This is a genomic window from Sutcliffiella horikoshii, from assembly GCF_002157855.1.
GTDB lineage: Bacteria > Bacillota > Bacilli > Bacillales > Bacillaceae_I > Sutcliffiella_A > Sutcliffiella_A horikoshii_C.
On record NZ_CP020880.1, the window covers coordinates 3733008 to 3750313 of the forward strand.

Here is a 17306-nt window from a genome sequence, read left to right on the forward strand (position 1 = left end):
CATCTATTTCGACAAAATAAGAGTTTTTATTATTACAGTTTCTTTTCAAATGTAAGTCATCGTTGGTAACGTAGGGATTTTTTTCCTAAAAGCAGAAAGATGTCGAACAATATTTGTCGATTTTTATGGGGAAAGAAAAAAAACACCTTTGGGGGTCAGACCCCCATAGGTGTTTTTGAAGTTTTGTAGAATACTATAAGGTTACTCGATTGTTAAGACGTCTCCAGCTGCTACTGCGTAATCCAGGTTACCTTTTTTAGCGTATGCTGCTAGGATGTAGTCGCCTGCTGGCAGCTGTGTGCCGTCTACTAGTGTGCCGTCCCAGTCGTGGTAGTTATAGCCTTTACCTAGGTCTGCGTCGTAAAGAACATCACCTACGTAATCACCTAAGCCACCATCTGGAGTGGCTTTGAATACCCAGATTTCAAATTCGTCTGCGCCACCTGGTAAGTAGGAGTAGATTTCGAATTCGTTATTTCCAAGTGCAGTTGCTCCGACCATTGTAACACGTGGATAGTCCGGCTGCCCTACAAATAGAATCGTAGGCACTTGAATTTCTGTGTCGCCTTCTGTTACTACAAGATGTCCTTCATAGTAACCAGGCTCAAGTTTTGAAGCATTTACTTGAACATTCACATTTACTTTTTGCGTCTTGCCAGGGTTCACACGAAGGTTTTTGCTTGTACTTACCTTCACGTGCTTCCCTACTTCTCCTTTGAAAGAGAATTCCATGTTATATTTTTTTGCTTTGTTTGAAAGGTTTTGGATTTCGAATTGCTGACGTTCTACTTGCTTACCTTTCTTCTTGTCGAATACTCCGAAAGAATAACTTCCTGGGTTCACAAGTGTTTCCGCTTGAAGCGCATCTACCACACGGATGCTTCCCGCACCTTGAGAATTGTGTGCATATTCTTCACCTGTTGCCGGATCAATCAATTTTTCTGCTGTGTTCATTAATGCAGATTTCACTTCATATACGCCCCACTCAGGGTTCGCTTCTAAAATTACTGCTGCAGCACCAGCTACGTGTGGAGCCGCCATACTTGTCCCTTGTTTTGCACCGTAGCCATGTGGGTTTGCAGGGTCAAAAGTCGGTACTGTACTTACAATGTTTACACCAGGAGCAGAAACGTCAGGCTTGATCATCCAAGTGTCCACTACTGGACCACGGGAAGAGAATCCTGCCATTGTTTCTCCAACTGTTTGGTTAAACTCAATGTCAAAGCTAACTGTGTTATTACCTGCAGCCAACTCTTCTTGTAATTTAAGCCCATCTTCATTCGTTAACATGATAGTAGGAACAGCCATGCCTGGAACTTCAGGCATTTCACCTGCTACATTATTGTAGATGATTGCACCTACTGCACCAGCATTTTTCGCTGCAGTTGCTTTATCTACGAATGGGTATTCTCCACGAATAATCAAGGCGATTTTGCCTTCTAAATCTTTCCCCTCAAAGTCTTGTGAAGCTCCCAATCCTACATATACAAATTCATATTCATTTTCGTCTAAATCTGTCAATGCTTCATCAGATGGGAAGCCTTGAACTTTTGATGAAGGATATTCTACTCCTTCACTTGTAAAAATAGAAGCATCATACACGTTGTAAGGAAGCTGAGTCGCTCCTACAGAAATAGCTTCACGGGAAGTTCCCGGAGAACCTACTGTCCAGTTGTTTGGACCTGAGTTTCCATTTGAAGTTACTGCTACTACTCCTTCAGCCATCGCTTGATCTAGTGCAATGGAAGTTGCCCAGTCAGGAGAGTTTAAAGAGTTTCCTAATGAAAGGTTCATAACATCTGCTCCATCTTGAACTGCGCGCTCGATAGCTGCGACTACGTTTTCAGTAGATCCACTTCCACCAGGGCCAAGAACACGGTATGCAAGTAATGTAGCGTCAGGCGCCACACCTTTGATTTGTCCATTCGCTGCAACTGTTCCTGCAACGTGAGTCCCGTGAGTTGTTTCAGCTCCACGAGGGTCACCCTTTGGAGTTTCTTGTGGATCTGCATCGTTATCTACAAAGTCCCAACCTAGATAATCATCAAAGTTTTGATCTAAATCTGGATGTGTGTAATCTACACCAGTATCAATGATTGCAACTTTTACACCTTCACCTGTAAAACCAAGATCCCAAGCTTCGTTAGAACCAATAAATGGCGCGGAATCAACCATTTCCGGGCTGAATTCCTCTTCCATTACAACCTCAGTAGTTGTATACTCCACATTCGGATATACCGCTTTTACACCAGGAGCCGCTAGTAAACTAGGAATCTCATTGGCTGGAATCTCAAGAGAGAAACCGGAGAATACATAGTCATACTCACGTTCTACTTTACTTTTAGAAGTGCGGTCTGCTACTTCTTTTTTCACTTTATCACGAGCACTTTTCAGATTCTGCTTAGACTGCTTCTTCCCTTTGTGCTTTGCTCCAACAATTGATTCTTCTTGTAATTCAACCATAACCTTAACTGCTTTGGAGGATGATAAATCAAAATCTCCTTGTAATGTTGCTAACTCAAGGTTTTCATTCCCTGTGTTAGCAGAGACACCGTTTGTAGCAAAAGTACTGAAAACAAGTACCAAAACCAACAAAGGCATGAATGCTGCGATTAATTTCTGTTTCAAATCATCCCACTCCCCTTTTGTTGTATCTTACGACTTATGTAAAAAATTCTAGACAAATACTTAAGTACCAATTACTTACGTTTGTCCAAAATCTTTACAAACCAAATTATATTTTAAAAATATAAATTTTCAATATCCTTTAATGCATTAAACAAACAATTCAGACAATTCAGTTATAAAGAACCGACAAAATTCCACAAATGCCCAACAAAAACACGCTGAATAGCCTACTTTACATTCCAAATAAATAGGTAAAAAAGAACATAAAAAAGAACCCTCCATTATTTAGGAGAGTTCGATCATTCTTATTTATGCTGTGCCAACCATTCGGCTAAAACAGTAGCATCTTCTTCTGGTACTAGACCAGCAGGCATGTTTCCTTGACCGTTATTGATGATGCTTTCAATTTCTTCTTGACTGTATTTGCTTCCCACTTTTTGAAGGTTTGGACCACTTGCACCCTCCATGTTGTTGCCATGACAGCCAATACAGCTTTGGTAAAGTTGTTGCGCTTCTTCATTTTCCACCATAGTGAATTCGCCACCGCCGGATGTTTCCTGCTCTTCGTCACCGCCGCCACATGCTGCAAGTGTTAATAAAGAAGATCCGAGAACAAAAGCCATAAAATACTTTTTCATAGGTAGGTCCCCCAATTTTGAGATGTAATAATTACCAAGATTGTTTTTATTATATCCTATTTACTCTCTTTTAAAACCCTCACCTAACACTTCAGAAGCGTTGGTTACGACCACAAATGCAGCAGGGTCAATGGTCCGGACCACTTGTTTCAATTTTGTGAATTCCGTTTGATCCACCACACACATCAGAACAGGCAATTCGTTTTCCGTATAGCCCCCGTAAGCAGCAAGCTTCGTCACGCCACGATCGATTTTTGTGAGAATGGCGTCCTTAACTTCCTCTTCCTTTTTGGTGATGATAATGGCCATCTTGGAATATCCTAGACCTACTTGTACGAAGTCAATGGTTTTGGATGTGACGAAAAGCCCAATGAGTGCGTACATTCCAAGTTCTAGGTCAAAAACTACTGCTGCAGAAATAACAATAAGGCCGTCTATCATCGCGACACATGCCCCAAGCGTCAGCCCCGTATATTTGTGAATGATTTGTGCGGCAAGGTCCGTTCCGCCTGTTGAGGCGCGACCACGGAAAACCAGTCCAAGCCCAAGTCCGACACCTATTCCTCCAAACAATGAACCAAGCAATGGGTCCTCAGTGGCAGGTGCAACATTACTCGTCCAAAGCACAATTAAAGGCAATGTAATGGTACCGACTAATGTCTTGAGCCCAAACTGCTTTCCAAGAAGAATCACCCCTGCTAAAAAGAGCGGTATGTTAAAGCACAACTGCACGATACCTGGCTCCCAATCAAGCAGCGCTTTTAATATGGTACTGATTCCACTTACTCCACCAGAAGCAACCTGATTCGGCAGTAAGAACAAATTGAATGCCAGCGCAACAATCGCAGACCCTAACACCACGTATGTATATTCTTTCACCCGCTGATACACGGGATTCACTTGATACCCATTTCTATTTTTACGACTCAACTTTAAGCCCCCCAGAATCTTTCTAAAATACACACAACGAGCAAGAGTATAGCACGCGATTATAAGGGTGTAAATGGCATTGGTATAACGTGGTAAAGCGTTAATGCAAAATGTATATCAGTGGTAAAAATAACGCATTCATTCCTTGTAGGATTTCCATTTGTTTGGGCACTATTCAAATTGGCAAGAAACCCTGATCTGATTGTGGCTGATTGCTTACCCCTAGCTCCATTTTCTTCTGATTCTGGGCACCATTGCGGCTCTTTGATTACCCCTAGCTTTATTTTCCGCTTCTCCAGGGCACCATAGACACTCTTTGGTTACCCCTAACTTCATATTCCGCTTCCCCCGGGCACCATAAACACTCTTTGGTTACCCCTAACTTCATATTCCGCTTCCCCCGGGCACCATAGACACTCTTTAGTTACCCCTAAGTCCATTTCCCCTTGATTCCGGGCAACATACATTGCGGCTCTTTGCTTCCTTTTCCCCTTAACATAAAACACCCCCAGCCAACAAGGGCCAAGGGTGTCTAAAAATCATCTCTTACAGTTTCGACCTCAAATAAGCATCAATAAACGGATCTAAATCCCCGTCCATAACCGCTTGCGTATTCCCGACCTCCGTGTTTGTACGGTGGTCTTTTACCATGGAGTATGGATGGAACACATAGGAACGAATCTGGGAACCCCAGCCGATTTCCTTCTGCTCGCCGCGGATTTCATCCAGTTCCGCCTGCTGCTCATCCAACTTCTTCTGGTAAAGCTTTGCTTGCAACATTTTCATCGCGCGCTCACGGTTTTTAATCTGGGAACGCTCTGTTTGACACGTCACGACCACATTTGTCGGTAAGTGAGTAATACGGACCGCGGAATCGGTCGTATTAATATGCTGTCCACCCGCTCCACTTGCACGGTACGTATCAATTTTTAAATCTTCGGTACGAATATCGATCTCGATATTATCATCAAACTCCGGCATAACTTCACAAGAAACAAAGCTTGTGTGGCGGCGGCCGGAAGAATCAAACGGAGATATACGTACAAGACGGTGTACCCCTTTTTCCGCTTTCAAATAGCCATAAGCATTGTGACCTTTAATCAACAATGTCACACTCTTAATTCCCGCCTCATCTCCTGGCAGGTAATCAAGCGTCTCCACCTTGAAACCTTTACGCTCTGCCCAACGAGTGTACATACGCAACAACAGGGAACCCCAGTCCTGTGACTCCGTACCACCAGCGCCAGGATGCAACTCAAGAATCGCATTGTTCTTATCATGCTCACCGCTTAACAATAACTGAAGTTCAAACTTGTTGAAATCCTCTGCTACTGTTTTCACTTCGCTGCCTAGCTCTGCTTGCAGCTCCGCATCCGGCTCTTCTTTTACCAATTCATATGTGAGCTGCAGGTTTTCATAGTTCTCACTCAACTCATGAAACTGTCCTACTGGCTCTTTCAATGCGTTCGCTTCGTTGATGACAACCTGCGCAGCACTCTGATTGTTCCAAAATTCCGGATTGGACATCTCATTATCAAGCTCGGCAATACGTCGTTCTTTGGCCTCTAAGTCAAAGAGACCCCCTAAACTCGACTAATCGCTTAGCCATTTTTTCTAACTCGTGACGAATCTCTACTAATTCCATTTATTTCACCTCATAAAATTTTCACTAACACGGATTTTAACCCTCAATAAACGAACAGGGCAACTAATAGTCTATATTATCGTATTTCACCAAAATAAAAAAGTACCTGAGTGATTGTGTTCAAAAGATGGAGCAAGAATTACAGGGTAACGCAAATATTTCCTTTGCTAAAATAGCTTTTTCAAAAGTTGATCTGAAATACAACAGCTAGACCTATTGGGAGTACTAATTTTCTATTTTCGGTTATTCAAACGTTGGTTTAAAAAGAACTATCTTAAAGTAGTAAAAACTCCGGAAAACAGTCATTCAGCACTTTATCCTGCAATAGCTATTTCAAAAGCTAATCACAAACAGAACGGCTGGGTCCATTGGGATTCCTACATTTCCATTTTCACTTATTCAAACGTTGGTTTAAAAATCGCTATTTCAGAAAATGTCTAAGCGCTCTATTAACATGGAAAAAGTGAGGCCGGTTAAGCCCCACTCTCCCCAAAACTGCCTTTAGTTCCCGCAGCAGTTTTTATATTTCTTTCCGCTTCCGCAGATGCAAGCATCATTACGGCCAACGTCCATTACTTTTTTCACTGGTTTTTTCTTTGGAGGCTCTCCGCCACTCTCTTTTGGAACAACCGCTTGGCCTTTTGCCACTTCTTCACGTTGCAGGTTATTGCGGATTTGAGCCTTCATGACATACTTTGCCACATCTTCTTCAATGGAAGCAATCATGGTTTCAAACATCGCAAACCCTTCAAACTGATACTCACGAAGCGGATCAATTTGACCGTAAGCACGAAGGTGGATTCCTTGACGCAGCTGATCCATCGCATCGATGTGATCCATCCACTTGCTGTCCACCGCACGAAGAACGATAACTTTCTCGAACTCGCGCATTTGGTCTGGAGTAAGCTCCTGTTCCTTCTCGTCATAGCGAGCTTTTACTTTCTCGACGATAAGCTCAGACATTTCTTCCGGTTCTTTCCCGCGAAGGTCATTAAGCGTAACTGCGCCTTCTTCTAAAAGGTTCGCATCTACATAATCAACGATTCCTTGCAGGTTCCAATCCTCTGGCACTTCCTCTTTGGGAGTATATAGTCCAACTTGACGTTCAATTGCGGAAACAAGCATTCTTTCCACCACTTCACGCAAGTTCTCGGAATCCAACACTTCAAAACGCTGCTTGTAAATAACTTCACGCTGTTGACGAAGAACATCATCATACTGCAATAGCTGTTTACGCGCATCAAAGTTGTTCCCTTCCACACGTTTCTGAGCGGATTCAACCGCACGGGAAACCATTTTACTTTGGATCGGCTGCGTATCATCCATACCCAAACGCTCCATCATGGTTTTCATATTGTCAGAACCAAAACGGCGCATCAATTCATCTTCCATGGAAAGATAGAATTGCGTCACACCTGGGTCTCCTTGACGTCCGGAACGACCACGAAGCTGATTATCAATACGACGGGATTCATGACGCTCTGTACCGATAACAGCAAGTCCGCCAACTTCTTTCACGCCTTCGCCAAGCTTGATATCTGTACCACGACCGGCCATGTTCGTTGCGATTGTTACAGAACCTTTTTGACCAGCCCCAAGGATAATATCCGCTTCACGAGCATGGTTTTTCGCATTCAACACGTCATGCTTAATGCCGCGTTTCGTCAGAAGTTTAGAGATAACCTCAGACGTCTCAATTGCAACGGTACCAACCAGTACAGGTTGTCCATTTTTGTTACGCTCTGCGATATCATCTGCCACCGCATTGAACTTGCCTTCAATTGTTTTGAAAATAAGATCGGCACGGTCATCACGCACGATGTCCTGATTTGTCGGTATCGCAATAACATTCATATTATAGATATTACGGAATTCCTCTTCCTCTGTTTTCGCTGTACCAGTCATCCCGGCAAGCTTTTCGTACATTCGGAAGTAGTTTTGGAATGTAACTGTCGCAAGTGTCATGCTTTCGTTTTGGATATCCAAGCCTTCTTTTGCTTCTATTGCTTGGTGAAGTCCATCGGAATAGCGGCGTCCTTTCATCAGACGGCCTGTAAATTGGTCAACGATGACAACCTCGCCTTCCTGCACGACATAATCCACATCATGATGCATCGTTACATGAGCCTTCAATGCCTGATTAATATGATGATTCAAGGTAACATTGCCAATATCAAACAGATTTTCGATGCCGAAAGCTTTCTCCGCCTTAGTAATTCCATCCTCTGTCAACTGCACACCTTTAGTTTTCACATCATACGTGTAATCTACATCTTTCACCAATGTACGAGCAAACGCATTAGCTTGGATGTACAAGGCTGCAGACTTCTGGGCACTACCAGAAATGATTAACGGCGTACGCGCTTCATCGATTAAAATCGAGTCAACCTCATCGATTACGGCATAGTGAAGAGGACGCTGTACCATCTGCTCTTTGTACAACACCATGTTGTCACGCAGATAATCAAATCCGAATTCATTGTTTGTACCATAAGTGATGTCCGCTTTGTACGCTTCAATTTTTTCATCACGGGAAAGTCCGTTCAGGTTCAACCCGACAGTAAGGCCAAGGAACTCATAAAGCTGACCCATTTCTGTCGCGTCACGGCTCGCCAAGTATTCATTGACCGTAACAACATGTACCCCTTTTCCAGTAATCGCGTTCAGGTAAACAGGCATGGTTGCCGTCAACGTTTTACCTTCCCCCGTTTTCATCTCGGAAATGTTTCCTTCGTGTAAGGAAACACCACCCATAAGCTGCACTTTATAAGGATAAAGTCCGAGTACACGTTTAGCCGCCTCACGAACAACCGCAAACGCTTCTACCAGCATGTCCTCTAGCTTTTCACCTTTTTGGTAACGACTTTGAAATTCAGCAGTTTTCTCTTTTAATTGATCATCCGTAAGCCTTGCCACATCGGCACTCAAGGAATCTATCTGATCCGCCATCTTCTCCAGACGTTTCAACTGACGCTTATTCATATCAAACACTTTATTTAATAAACCAAGCATACAAACGCTCCTCTGTAACTATAGTCTTATAGCCTAAATAATATATAAATTTTAACACTTATTAGGGGTGGGTACAACTTATTACCGGATTCGCCACAACGATTTCCATTTCTCGAAAATTGTCAAGGAGATTTCTGTCGAAACAACAAATATATTTTTCGTAATTGGCTATTCCATTTTTAGTAAAATGGCCCTATAATCATTCTGTCACAACAATATATTTGACAAAATCGGAGGAACAAAGCGTGTTAAAAAGTAAATTTTTTGTCGTTGCCCTGGCCTTTATTTTTGTATTTTCTTCACTTTCCACTCCTGGTGCTAATGCCTCAAGCTCTTTTTTTAAAGATGCAAATCTTGAACAAGCAGTAATGGACAGTCTTGAAGTGGACGAACTAGATGAGAACAGTTTCGCAGATTTCATAGAGCTACACGGTTCTGATTATGGAATCGATAGTTTAGAAGGTTTAGAGACTTACGGAACTAACCTTGAGTTCGTACTTCTAGACAGCAACAATATATCTGACTTAACACCACTTACAAACTTAAAGCAAATCCAACACTTGGAGCTTTCCTTAAATAATATTGAAAACATCAAACCACTTAGTGGATTAAACGAGACTTTCTTATCGCTTGGATACAACAACATATCAGACATTTCCGCCTTTAAAGGATGGACTTCTGGAATGGTGGACCTTTCCGGAAACAATATCACTGATATCACTCCACTTAAAGATATGAAAGAAGGTATGGTTTTCTTATTTGAAAACCCATTGAATGAAAAATCCTTGGAACTGATTAAACAACTTGAAAAAAATGAAAATCTAATGATCATCCATGACGGCTCTAAATTTTCAGAACGCCTTTCCGGAAAATCTAGATTCGAAACAGCTGTTGAGATCTCCATGACAGGTTGGTATGAAGCAGATACAGTAGTACTTGCTAACGGCTTAAATTTTCCTGATGCACTTGCTGGCGGTCCTTTGGCATATGCGATGGATGCACCAATCCTATTAACTCGCCCTGAAACTCTACATGCAGCAACACAAGAAGAAATACTTCGTTTAGGGGCAAGGAAAGTAGTCATTCTAGGCGGAAAAGCAGCAGTATCGGAAAAAGTGGAAAATCAACTTAAAGCATTAGACATTAAAATTGATCGTATTAACGGGGCTGACCGATATGAAACAGCTAAAAAGATTGCTGATCGTTTAGGCTCTCAACATGACGAGGTAGTAGTAGTGAGCGGGAAGAACTTCCCAGATGCATTATCTATCGCACCATATGCAGCGATGAATGAATTACCAATACTTCTAGTAGCTCCTGATAAAGTACCAGCTTCTACTAAAACAGTACTAAGTAAAGCTAATAAAACTCTTGTTATCGGTGGGCACGCTGCAATTGGAAAATCTCTTGAACAAGAATTTCCGAACCACACTCGAATTTCTGGTGCGAACCGCTACGAAACTGCAGCAAATGTTATGGAAGAATTAGAAATGGATCCTATGCATGTATTTGTTGCAAACGGCAGAGGCTTTGCAGATGCTCTAACAGGCTCTGTACTTGCAGGTTACTACGGTTCCCCACTTCTTTTGGTTAATCCAGAGGAAGCTCCTGAAGCTACTATGTTGGCTGTAGAAAAGTACAACATCAACAGCTTTACTATTTTAGGTGGAGAAGCTTCTGTACCTGAATCTGTAGTAGATCAATTGCTACGTGACTAATATATAAACGTGAAAAAGCACTGCATATGCGCAGTGCTTTATCGTTTTTCCTAGTAGTAACCCCAATACCTCAGTATTTCCCTCGTCTGGGCGTCATAGCGTTCTTTCCCAGACCACTGAAAATCCTCACCACAACTAGAATTGGTTATTTGAAAAACTTCATATTTCATACCCATACTTGAACTACCAGGTCCATAATGAATACAGGACTTTTTAATTTCCGACCTATTTCCTAGTTCATCGACATAAAAATATTTATCCGTTACCCTCCCAGACCTCCATTCACTAGATGTCTGGAAAATGGCATACTCTTCTATACCTGAACCTTTTAAAGTTGGAAGTTCTTCCACGCGTAGAGGAATCTTGAAGAACTCGCCTTCTTTTGCGATATTATCTTCATTGGGCATATTATAAAAAACAACAATGGATCCCTCATACTCCTCCGGAATTAAATAGACGTTATTCGTCTCCTCCAAGTGAGAAGTTGTTTGAACATGCACACCCCAAATCGCCAAAGCAGCAAAAGGAATAACACTTAACAACTTTAAGAAATGAAGCTTCTTGCTTTTGTCACTTGGTGTTTCCTTGACAACCTTGATTCCCTCATCAATAAGATAGAATAATACAGCACTAATAATAGAAAAGATTGCAAGACCTTCTATCACGACCTCTGTTATGTAAGCTAAAAACACATATATAAAACCTGCAACAAAAGCCCTGCTCTTCTTTAAACTTTTGGTTAGGGCTTCAGATATAAACGAAACTGGTATACCATATATAAAATTTCCGAATAAGGCAAAAATCAGAACAAGTAAAATAAACCCTTTCTGTTCTGAATCCCATGAGCTCATAAGAAATAGACATAGTGATAAAATAATACTTGAAAATAATGCTGCCACTAATTTTCTCAATAACATTCTTTCTCTCCCCTTTTTCTAAAGAGAACCATTATCCTCCATTACTCTTCAAGAATATCTTATCACACGGAGAAGTGATAAATGGTTAATTTCCGACAAATACCTGCATCATTTCCCGAGAAATTACGACATAAAAAGAGGCCCACATAGGACCCCTTTAATTTAACGTATTCACTTATTAATAAGACTCAATCAATCCATATTTTCCATCATTACGCTTATAAACAACGTTGGTTTCATTAGTCGCAGCGTTTAAGAATACGAAGAAATTATGGCCGAGCAAGTTCATTTGAAGAATCGCTTCCTCACTGTCCATCGGCTTCAGATTGTATCGCTTCGTACGAACCAAGTCTGCTTCGTCCTCATCATCTTCCACTGCCACATGGGCTGGAGCACCGTTATCAATCACTTCGTTAAATAAGTATTTAGGTGAACCTGTATCGCGAAGCTTACGGTTGACCTTCGTTTTATGTTTTCGAATTTGTCGCTCTAGTTTATCTACGACAAGGTCTATCGCTGCATAGAGATCATCGTGACTTTCTTCTGCACGTAATACTAGGCCTGTCATAGGAATGGTCACTTCAATTTTTTGTTGGTTGTTGTAGACTTTCAGATTCACTTTGCATTCTGCATTGTCTGTGGAATCAAAATAGCGTTCAATCTTTCCGATCTTATTCTCTACATAATCTCGGATTGCTGGAGTTACCTCAATGTTTTCACCGCGTACGTTGTACTTCATAAAATGAACTCCTCCTTTTGTTCCTGTTTGGATTTTCCTTGCATCCAAACAATCTGCCTACATTCCCTTCCGGTGTTTTTGGAAGGTTAAGCTTGAATTAAGCTTATGTAAACATATTTCTACAATACCCAACAGAATTCCTGCCTAAACGTAAAAGTATTGTTAAGAATTTGTGAATTGTATTGGATTGGCTTGTTCTTGTGGGGTGAAACAAGTATATGCGTGGGGGTCGGGAAAATTTCATTAAAATTGATTATTCTATTTAACTCCCTGTTTCCTTTCGTTCCAGACGTTCGCTTTCCGAGGGGCGTGTGCTTGAGCCTCCTCGCTTCGCTGTGGGGTCTCAAGCTAACGCTATCCCCCTCCAGAGTCTCACGTCTTGCACTTCAGTCAACAGGGTAGATAGCTTACTCAATAACACCTCACGATATAGCGAAATTAATAATAAAAACTCTCCAAAGTATTGGAGAGTTAGTGGGCGATGTGTGGGAGGATGTGGTGTTGGATTTGATTTTTCCAGGTTTCGTATGCTGGTTTGATATAGGTTTGTAGTGCTTCTTTTTCTGGTGCGGTGTTTTGTTCGAAATGGCCTATTTGTTCGAGTTCATCTACAAGGTCGCCAAATTGAGCAATGATCTGAAGGGCCTCTTCGTTCTTTTCATAAAGAAGAACGAGGTTCACATGCGCTTCTGCAATTTTTCCAATTGCCTCATAGCTATCCAGCATGACTTGGCGCGTTACAGGTGCGGACGCGTTTTGATTTTTGTCACTCAAATAGTAGAAAGCTTCTTCCACCGTTTCAAGTAAGGAATTATACTTCTTTAAAAATAAAAATTCACCTTCTGTCAAATCAGTCATCCTGTACACCTAGTTTCTTTTGTCATAATACATTCCGTCTGCTGTCGGAGAGCTATACGCTTGGCCATATGCCTTCGCAGTCTTTTTGGACTGCTGAATTTGGCCCCACTCCTGTTTCAATTGTTTATGTAATCCTTCAAGCTTTGGAGTCACTTGTTGACTGGCAAGGGCCACCTTTTTACCGAGTGACATTTCAGCTTCTGAAAAAGGTGGTGCTATGCGTTGTAGTAAAGAATCTCTGATCTGCAACGCCTTATCTATTTCTTCCAAAAAGGCGTCCCTGCTTTCTTCGGCAGGTAAAGGCCCATCAAGCAGCGCCAAAAGATGTGTAGTGACTTTATCTAGGTTTTCGACGACGTTCATTACGCCTGTTCACCTTGAGCAAATGCCTGCTGGCGGTTCACCTGAATAACCTGCTTCCATGCATCTCGGAACTCCATCATATGAACTTCCACTTCATCCACAATTGCAGGATCGTTTTTCAAGTTTGCATCAATCAGGCGACGGTTCATATAATCGTACATTGTCATCATCGACTTCCCTACATCATGACTAGTATCCAATGTAACCATCAATTCCTGAACAATTTTCTGCGCCTTGATCAGGTTCGTATTTTTCATTTCAATATCCTTGTCTTCCATTCCCTTTTTGGCCAGCTTCATAAACTTGATAGCCCCGTTATAAAGCATCAACGTCAACTCACCAGGCGTTGCGGTGTTGACGGAATTTTGCTGGTAGGCTTGGTAAGGGTTTTTCATTGCCATATACGTTCACTCCTAGTTATCAGCCATTGGTAAACTGACTCATTAGTTGCATTGATTGTTGATTTGATTGTCCAATTGCCTTTTCCATTGCGGTAAATTGGCGCCAGTAGCGGTCTTCCACAGTTTGCATGCGGCGTTCGAATGCGGAAATTCGTTGATCAACGTTTAGTAGTTCACGGCCGATGGTAAATTGTTGAGCAGTACGGGTTGCATTTCCAGCGCGTGCTTCAATTCCAGAAATGGTGGATTCTGCTGCATCACGTAACTTGCGGGCTATCCCGAGTCCTGTATCGTTTTCACCATTCGAAGTGAACATCTGCATCACTGAATTAGGATCGTTAGCAATTGCCGATCTCAGCTTATCTTCATCAATAATAAGTTTTCCTTTATCACGATAATTCGAACTTGTTGTTATCCCGAGCTGCGCGAGCTGATTATATTGCCCAGTTAAGCCTGAAACGGACTCATACAAAGCGGATCTCATTTTTCCTAATCCCGAAGTCAAGATGGAGTCATTTCGAAGCAATCCGCTTCTAGCCTTCTCTTCCCATTGTTCAACTTGCTTTTCCGACAAGGATTCCTTTTCTTCATCGGAAAGTGGTTTATAGTCGCGATAAACAGGTTCACCTGTCTTCGCATTAAGTTTTTCAATTAATTCGTTGTATTTGGTAATGTAATTTTTCACTGCATCAAACGTTTGGTCCGTGTCATTTGCAACATTGATAACGGCAGATTGACCAGGCATATCTTCTTTCAAGGTGAAAGTAACGCCATTAATGGAAAATGTATTAGAATTCCGCTCCGTTACAACTCCGTTTATGGTTACTGTTGCCGGTGTACCCCCAGTTTCGATAGCTTGATCTAGGTTCATGACACCTGTTAAAAAATCACCTTGGAATTCAATTTCCTTTCCTGTATCTGAGGGATTAAAGGAACCTGCTTCCCTTTTCGCAAGAACCAGTCCACCTTTAAATTCATCATAAAAAGCAGTAAGGCCAAGGTCAGAGTTGTTGATTTCTTTTATAATATCATCCATTGATTGATCGCCGTTAAAGGAGAACGTTTGCGGTACCGCTTGACCTGCCTGGTTATAAGTCGTAATCTCAAAATCAAAATCAAATGCAGAAACATTTATCGGCTCTACTGTTACATTCTCCGTAAAGGCAGACCCAAAAGTAAATTCCCCTGTCTCTTCGTTTAGAAAGACTTGGTTTCCGACAATGTCATCTTCCGAGCTGGTAATGACCTCAAAATCAACCAGCGTCGTTCCATCTTCCCTTCTTACCGTAATGGAATCTAAACTGTTTCCATCCACTTTCCCGCCTAAAGTAAAGGTGGACTCCCCATTAGCTACAGCAGCATCCGATACCGTTTTCGTTTGAAAGTCCCCAAACTTATCTCGTTGCTCCCATAAACTAGTAGTCGTATCTAATTTTGTGGTACCATCCTTCATAGCCGATGTAGTAGAGGAATTGGTAGCCACTTTTGCAATCTGCACATCCGAAAGCGTATACGAAACGTTGGAAGCCGAGGAGCTTGCAGTAGCTGAAACTTTATCGTTTGTAGAAGTGACAGTCTTCTGTGAATAAGTTTTCTGCAACGTCATATCAAAAGAAAGATTACGAAAATCATTCAACAATCTATTCGTTTCGCGGTAATCATCCCGCTTCCACTCCAACAGTTGTTTCTGTTGTGTCAATTTGTTCATTGGCATACGCTGGGCCTTCATCAAATCACTAACCATTTGATTTATATCCAACCCACTTTGAAATCCAGTTAAGCGCATATCCTTCACCACCTAAATCTTTTTATCAACAAACAACCCCATATACTCGGTCATCGCCGCATACATATCTAAAAACTTCTTGGAAGGAATCTCCCGTATAACCTCATCAGTGGCAACATCCACCACCGTCACATAATACTCATTCAACTCATCATGCAACTCAAACCTTACAGACACATTCATCGGCTTCATAAAATCATTCATGCCGTCGACAATCGTCTCCATCTGCTTTCTACTCTGTTCCGGATGAGCCTGCTTTGTTTCCTTAATTGATACATCTACTTTAGTTGAAACTGTACCTTGAGCTTGCGTTCTAGTTGTGGGATCTATGCTGCCGCCTCCAATTGGCGAAATGTACATACGGGTCCCCTCCCGAAATGTTTATTCTAGTAGTAATATCGGTTGAAAGCTTCAAAGTTAAAGTAGAGCATTAAATTTATTCTTGATACCATCAAATCCTACACCTTTAAAATCCTCGGGGAAAATAGGTAAGAAGATATATCCATCTAGGTTTTGATAAAATGCAATCTTTCGGTTTGCTTTTTCTCGGTAACCCTTATATTTATTGCTATGGTATAATCCGAAGTATTCAATAATATAGGTGTCACCTTGAAAATCTATAATCCAGTCTGGAAAGTAACGTTCTTCCGTACTAGGGTTTACGAACTTAATTTTCTCTCTTTTTATTTGTGCATCATGCAACCATTCACACAGGAAATTATGAATCTGCAACTCTTCCACGGAATCACATAGTTGTCCATCCAATCCCATTAAAAGATTAAACTCTTCCGGCAAAAAAGAATGTTCAAGAAAAGCTTCCAGAAACTATAAATAGAATTTACTGTCATAGTGTCGATCTACTATGCTGATGAATCTCGGAAAGACTTTACTGAAATAAGATTTTGAAAGTTTTGGAAGGTCCTCACGAGAAATATTTCTTTTCAAACAAAAGTTCCTTAGAGCCTTCACTCTATTTTCCTTGCTGTACCAATAACGATTTGGTACTCGTTAAAATTCTGTAACATCAAATTTTCCTGGGTAGAGTTTGTTAACTAGTTCTATGGGAGAAGCGTTATATTCTTGGATGAGGCCGTACAAACCTTGTTCTTGGAAGAAGGTTTTAGTGAAGTGTTTTGGAATTTCGTGAAGTTGAATATTATGTTTTTTTAACAATAAATCAATTGTTCTTCTAACAATATTAATATCTTTCCAATATCCATTAGGCTTAGTAAATTCTTCTTTTTTAAAATCTGCAGGTAAAAGTGAAATCAATAACTTTGCAGAAGAGCCTTTATATTTTTTCAACAGCGTGAAAATCCATATCTGTATAGCATTTCTTGCGTAACTTGTGAGGGGATGTTCTTGAAGTTTATATTTTCTTGACCTATCATTTCCAAAATTCTTTCTCTAGTATTAATGGGATTATCCCAAAATCTCTGAGGAACGCTATCAAAATCAAAAACTTTAAATTCTCCTGGATATAATGCGTTCATCAACCGAAATGGTGAATCACCATATCGCTTTAATGGATTCGAAAATCCCCATTCTATTAGCAAATTAACTTTTGCAATTTGCGGGATATCTTCTTTAGTATATCCATATTTAATTAAACACTTTTCAAAAAAACTCTTTATATTTTTATATCGGACCAATAGTCCCTTGAAACTCTTT

Annotated in this window: 17 protein-coding genes; 2 read left to right on the forward strand and 15 right to left on the reverse strand. The window is 41.1% G+C overall.

Annotated features, from left to right (window positions below):
- Window positions 1-201: 201 nt before the first annotated feature.
- The 4 genes from B4U37_RS19165 to prfB form a co-directional block, all read right to left on the reverse strand.
- Entirely contained in the window at window positions 202-2628 is a 2427-nt protein-coding gene (locus tag B4U37_RS19165; protein WP_425444094.1) for a S8 family serine peptidase, read from the reverse strand.
- Window positions 2629-2933: 305 nt separating this feature from the next.
- Complete coding sequence (gene cccB / locus B4U37_RS19170; protein WP_010196951.1) at window positions 2934-3266, reverse strand: cytochrome c551; 333 nt, start codon at window positions 3264-3266, stop codon at window positions 2934-2936.
- Window positions 3267-3326: 60 nt separating this feature from the next.
- Entirely contained in the window at window positions 3327-4196 is an 870-nt protein-coding gene (locus B4U37_RS19175; protein ID WP_088019520.1) for a YitT family protein, read from the reverse strand.
- Window positions 4197-4742: 546 nt separating this feature from the next.
- Window positions 4743-5841 (reverse strand): peptide chain release factor 2 gene (gene prfB, locus B4U37_RS19180; protein WP_157663840.1). Its coding sequence is split into 2 segments (ribosomal slippage): window positions 4743-5768 and window positions 5770-5841, totalling 1098 coding nucleotides; the frame shifts between segments, so codons are not numbered across the junction.
- 216 nt (window positions 5842-6057) lie between these two features.
- Between prfB and B4U37_RS22105 the strand changes: the two genes are divergently transcribed.
- On the forward strand, window positions 6058-6282 hold the full coding sequence (locus B4U37_RS22105) for a hypothetical protein (protein ID WP_157663841.1): 225 nt from the start codon (window positions 6058-6060) through the stop codon (window positions 6280-6282).
- Window positions 6283-6342: 60 nt separating this feature from the next.
- On the opposite strand, the gene secA is transcribed toward B4U37_RS22105, so the two are convergent.
- Window positions 6343-8853, reverse strand: a complete 2511-nt coding sequence (gene secA, locus B4U37_RS19185; protein WP_088019521.1) for a preprotein translocase subunit SecA — start codon at window positions 8851-8853, stop codon at window positions 6343-6345.
- Window positions 8854-9098: 245 nt separating this feature from the next.
- Here secA and B4U37_RS19190 point away from each other — a divergent pair, with 245 nt between their 5' ends.
- Window positions 9099-10571 (forward strand): cell wall-binding repeat-containing protein, encoded by a 1473-nt coding sequence (locus B4U37_RS19190; RefSeq protein WP_088019522.1) that lies wholly within the window; start codon window positions 9099-9101, stop codon window positions 10569-10571.
- Window positions 10572-10621: 50 nt separating this feature from the next.
- Here the strand turns inward: B4U37_RS19190 and B4U37_RS19195 are convergent, their stop codons facing one another.
- The 10 genes from B4U37_RS19195 to B4U37_RS19240 all read right to left on the reverse strand — a co-directional run bounded on the left by B4U37_RS19195 (window position 10622) and on the right by B4U37_RS19240 (window position 17287).
- Complete coding sequence (locus B4U37_RS19195; protein ID WP_088019523.1) at window positions 10622-11488, reverse strand: DUF6843 domain-containing protein; 867 nt, start codon at window positions 11486-11488, stop codon at window positions 10622-10624.
- 178 nt (window positions 11489-11666) lie between these two features.
- A complete protein-coding gene (gene hpf, locus B4U37_RS19200; protein WP_010196969.1) occupies window positions 11667-12227 on the reverse strand; it encodes a ribosome hibernation-promoting factor, HPF/YfiA family in 561 nt (186 codons plus the stop codon).
- A gap of 471 nt (window positions 12228-12698) precedes the next feature.
- Window positions 12699-13085 carry a DUF8042 domain-containing protein gene (locus tag B4U37_RS19205; RefSeq protein ID WP_088019524.1) on the reverse strand — a complete coding sequence of 129 codons (387 nt, stop codon included), beginning with the start codon at window positions 13083-13085 and terminating at the stop codon, window positions 12699-12701.
- A gap of 9 nt (window positions 13086-13094) precedes the next feature.
- Window positions 13095-13448 carry a flagellar protein FliT gene (gene fliT / locus B4U37_RS19210; RefSeq protein ID WP_088019525.1) on the reverse strand — a complete coding sequence of 118 codons (354 nt, stop codon included), beginning with the start codon at window positions 13446-13448 and terminating at the stop codon, window positions 13095-13097.
- Window positions 13448-13849, reverse strand: a complete 402-nt coding sequence (gene fliS / locus B4U37_RS19215; RefSeq protein ID WP_088019526.1) for a flagellar export chaperone FliS — start codon at window positions 13847-13849, stop codon at window positions 13448-13450. Before fliS ends, fliT begins: the two co-directional genes overlap by 1 nt.
- A gap of 19 nt (window positions 13850-13868) precedes the next feature.
- The gene (locus B4U37_RS19220; RefSeq protein ID WP_088019527.1) at window positions 13869-15635 is read right to left on the reverse strand and encodes a flagellar hook-associated protein 2; all 1767 of its coding nucleotides are present in this window, start codon (window positions 15633-15635) and stop codon (window positions 13869-13871) included.
- 12 nt (window positions 15636-15647) lie between these two features.
- Window positions 15648-15995: a flagellar protein FlaG gene (flaG, locus tag B4U37_RS19225; protein WP_088019528.1), complete on the reverse strand. Its 348-nt coding sequence runs from the start codon at window positions 15993-15995 to the stop codon at window positions 15648-15650.
- Between the two features lie 57 nt (window positions 15996-16052).
- Window positions 16053-16406: a hypothetical protein gene (locus B4U37_RS19230; protein WP_088019529.1), complete on the reverse strand. Its 354-nt coding sequence runs from the start codon at window positions 16404-16406 to the stop codon at window positions 16053-16055.
- Window positions 16407-16643: 237 nt separating this feature from the next.
- Window positions 16644-16940: a DUF4046 domain-containing protein gene (locus tag B4U37_RS19235; RefSeq protein ID WP_088019530.1), complete on the reverse strand. Its 297-nt coding sequence runs from the start codon at window positions 16938-16940 to the stop codon at window positions 16644-16646.
- Complete coding sequence (locus B4U37_RS19240) at window positions 16937-17287, reverse strand: hypothetical protein (protein ID WP_088019531.1); 351 nt, start codon at window positions 17285-17287, stop codon at window positions 16937-16939. The genes B4U37_RS19235 and B4U37_RS19240 overlap by 4 nt, the downstream gene beginning before the upstream one ends.
- Window positions 17288-17306: the final 19 nt, after the last annotated feature.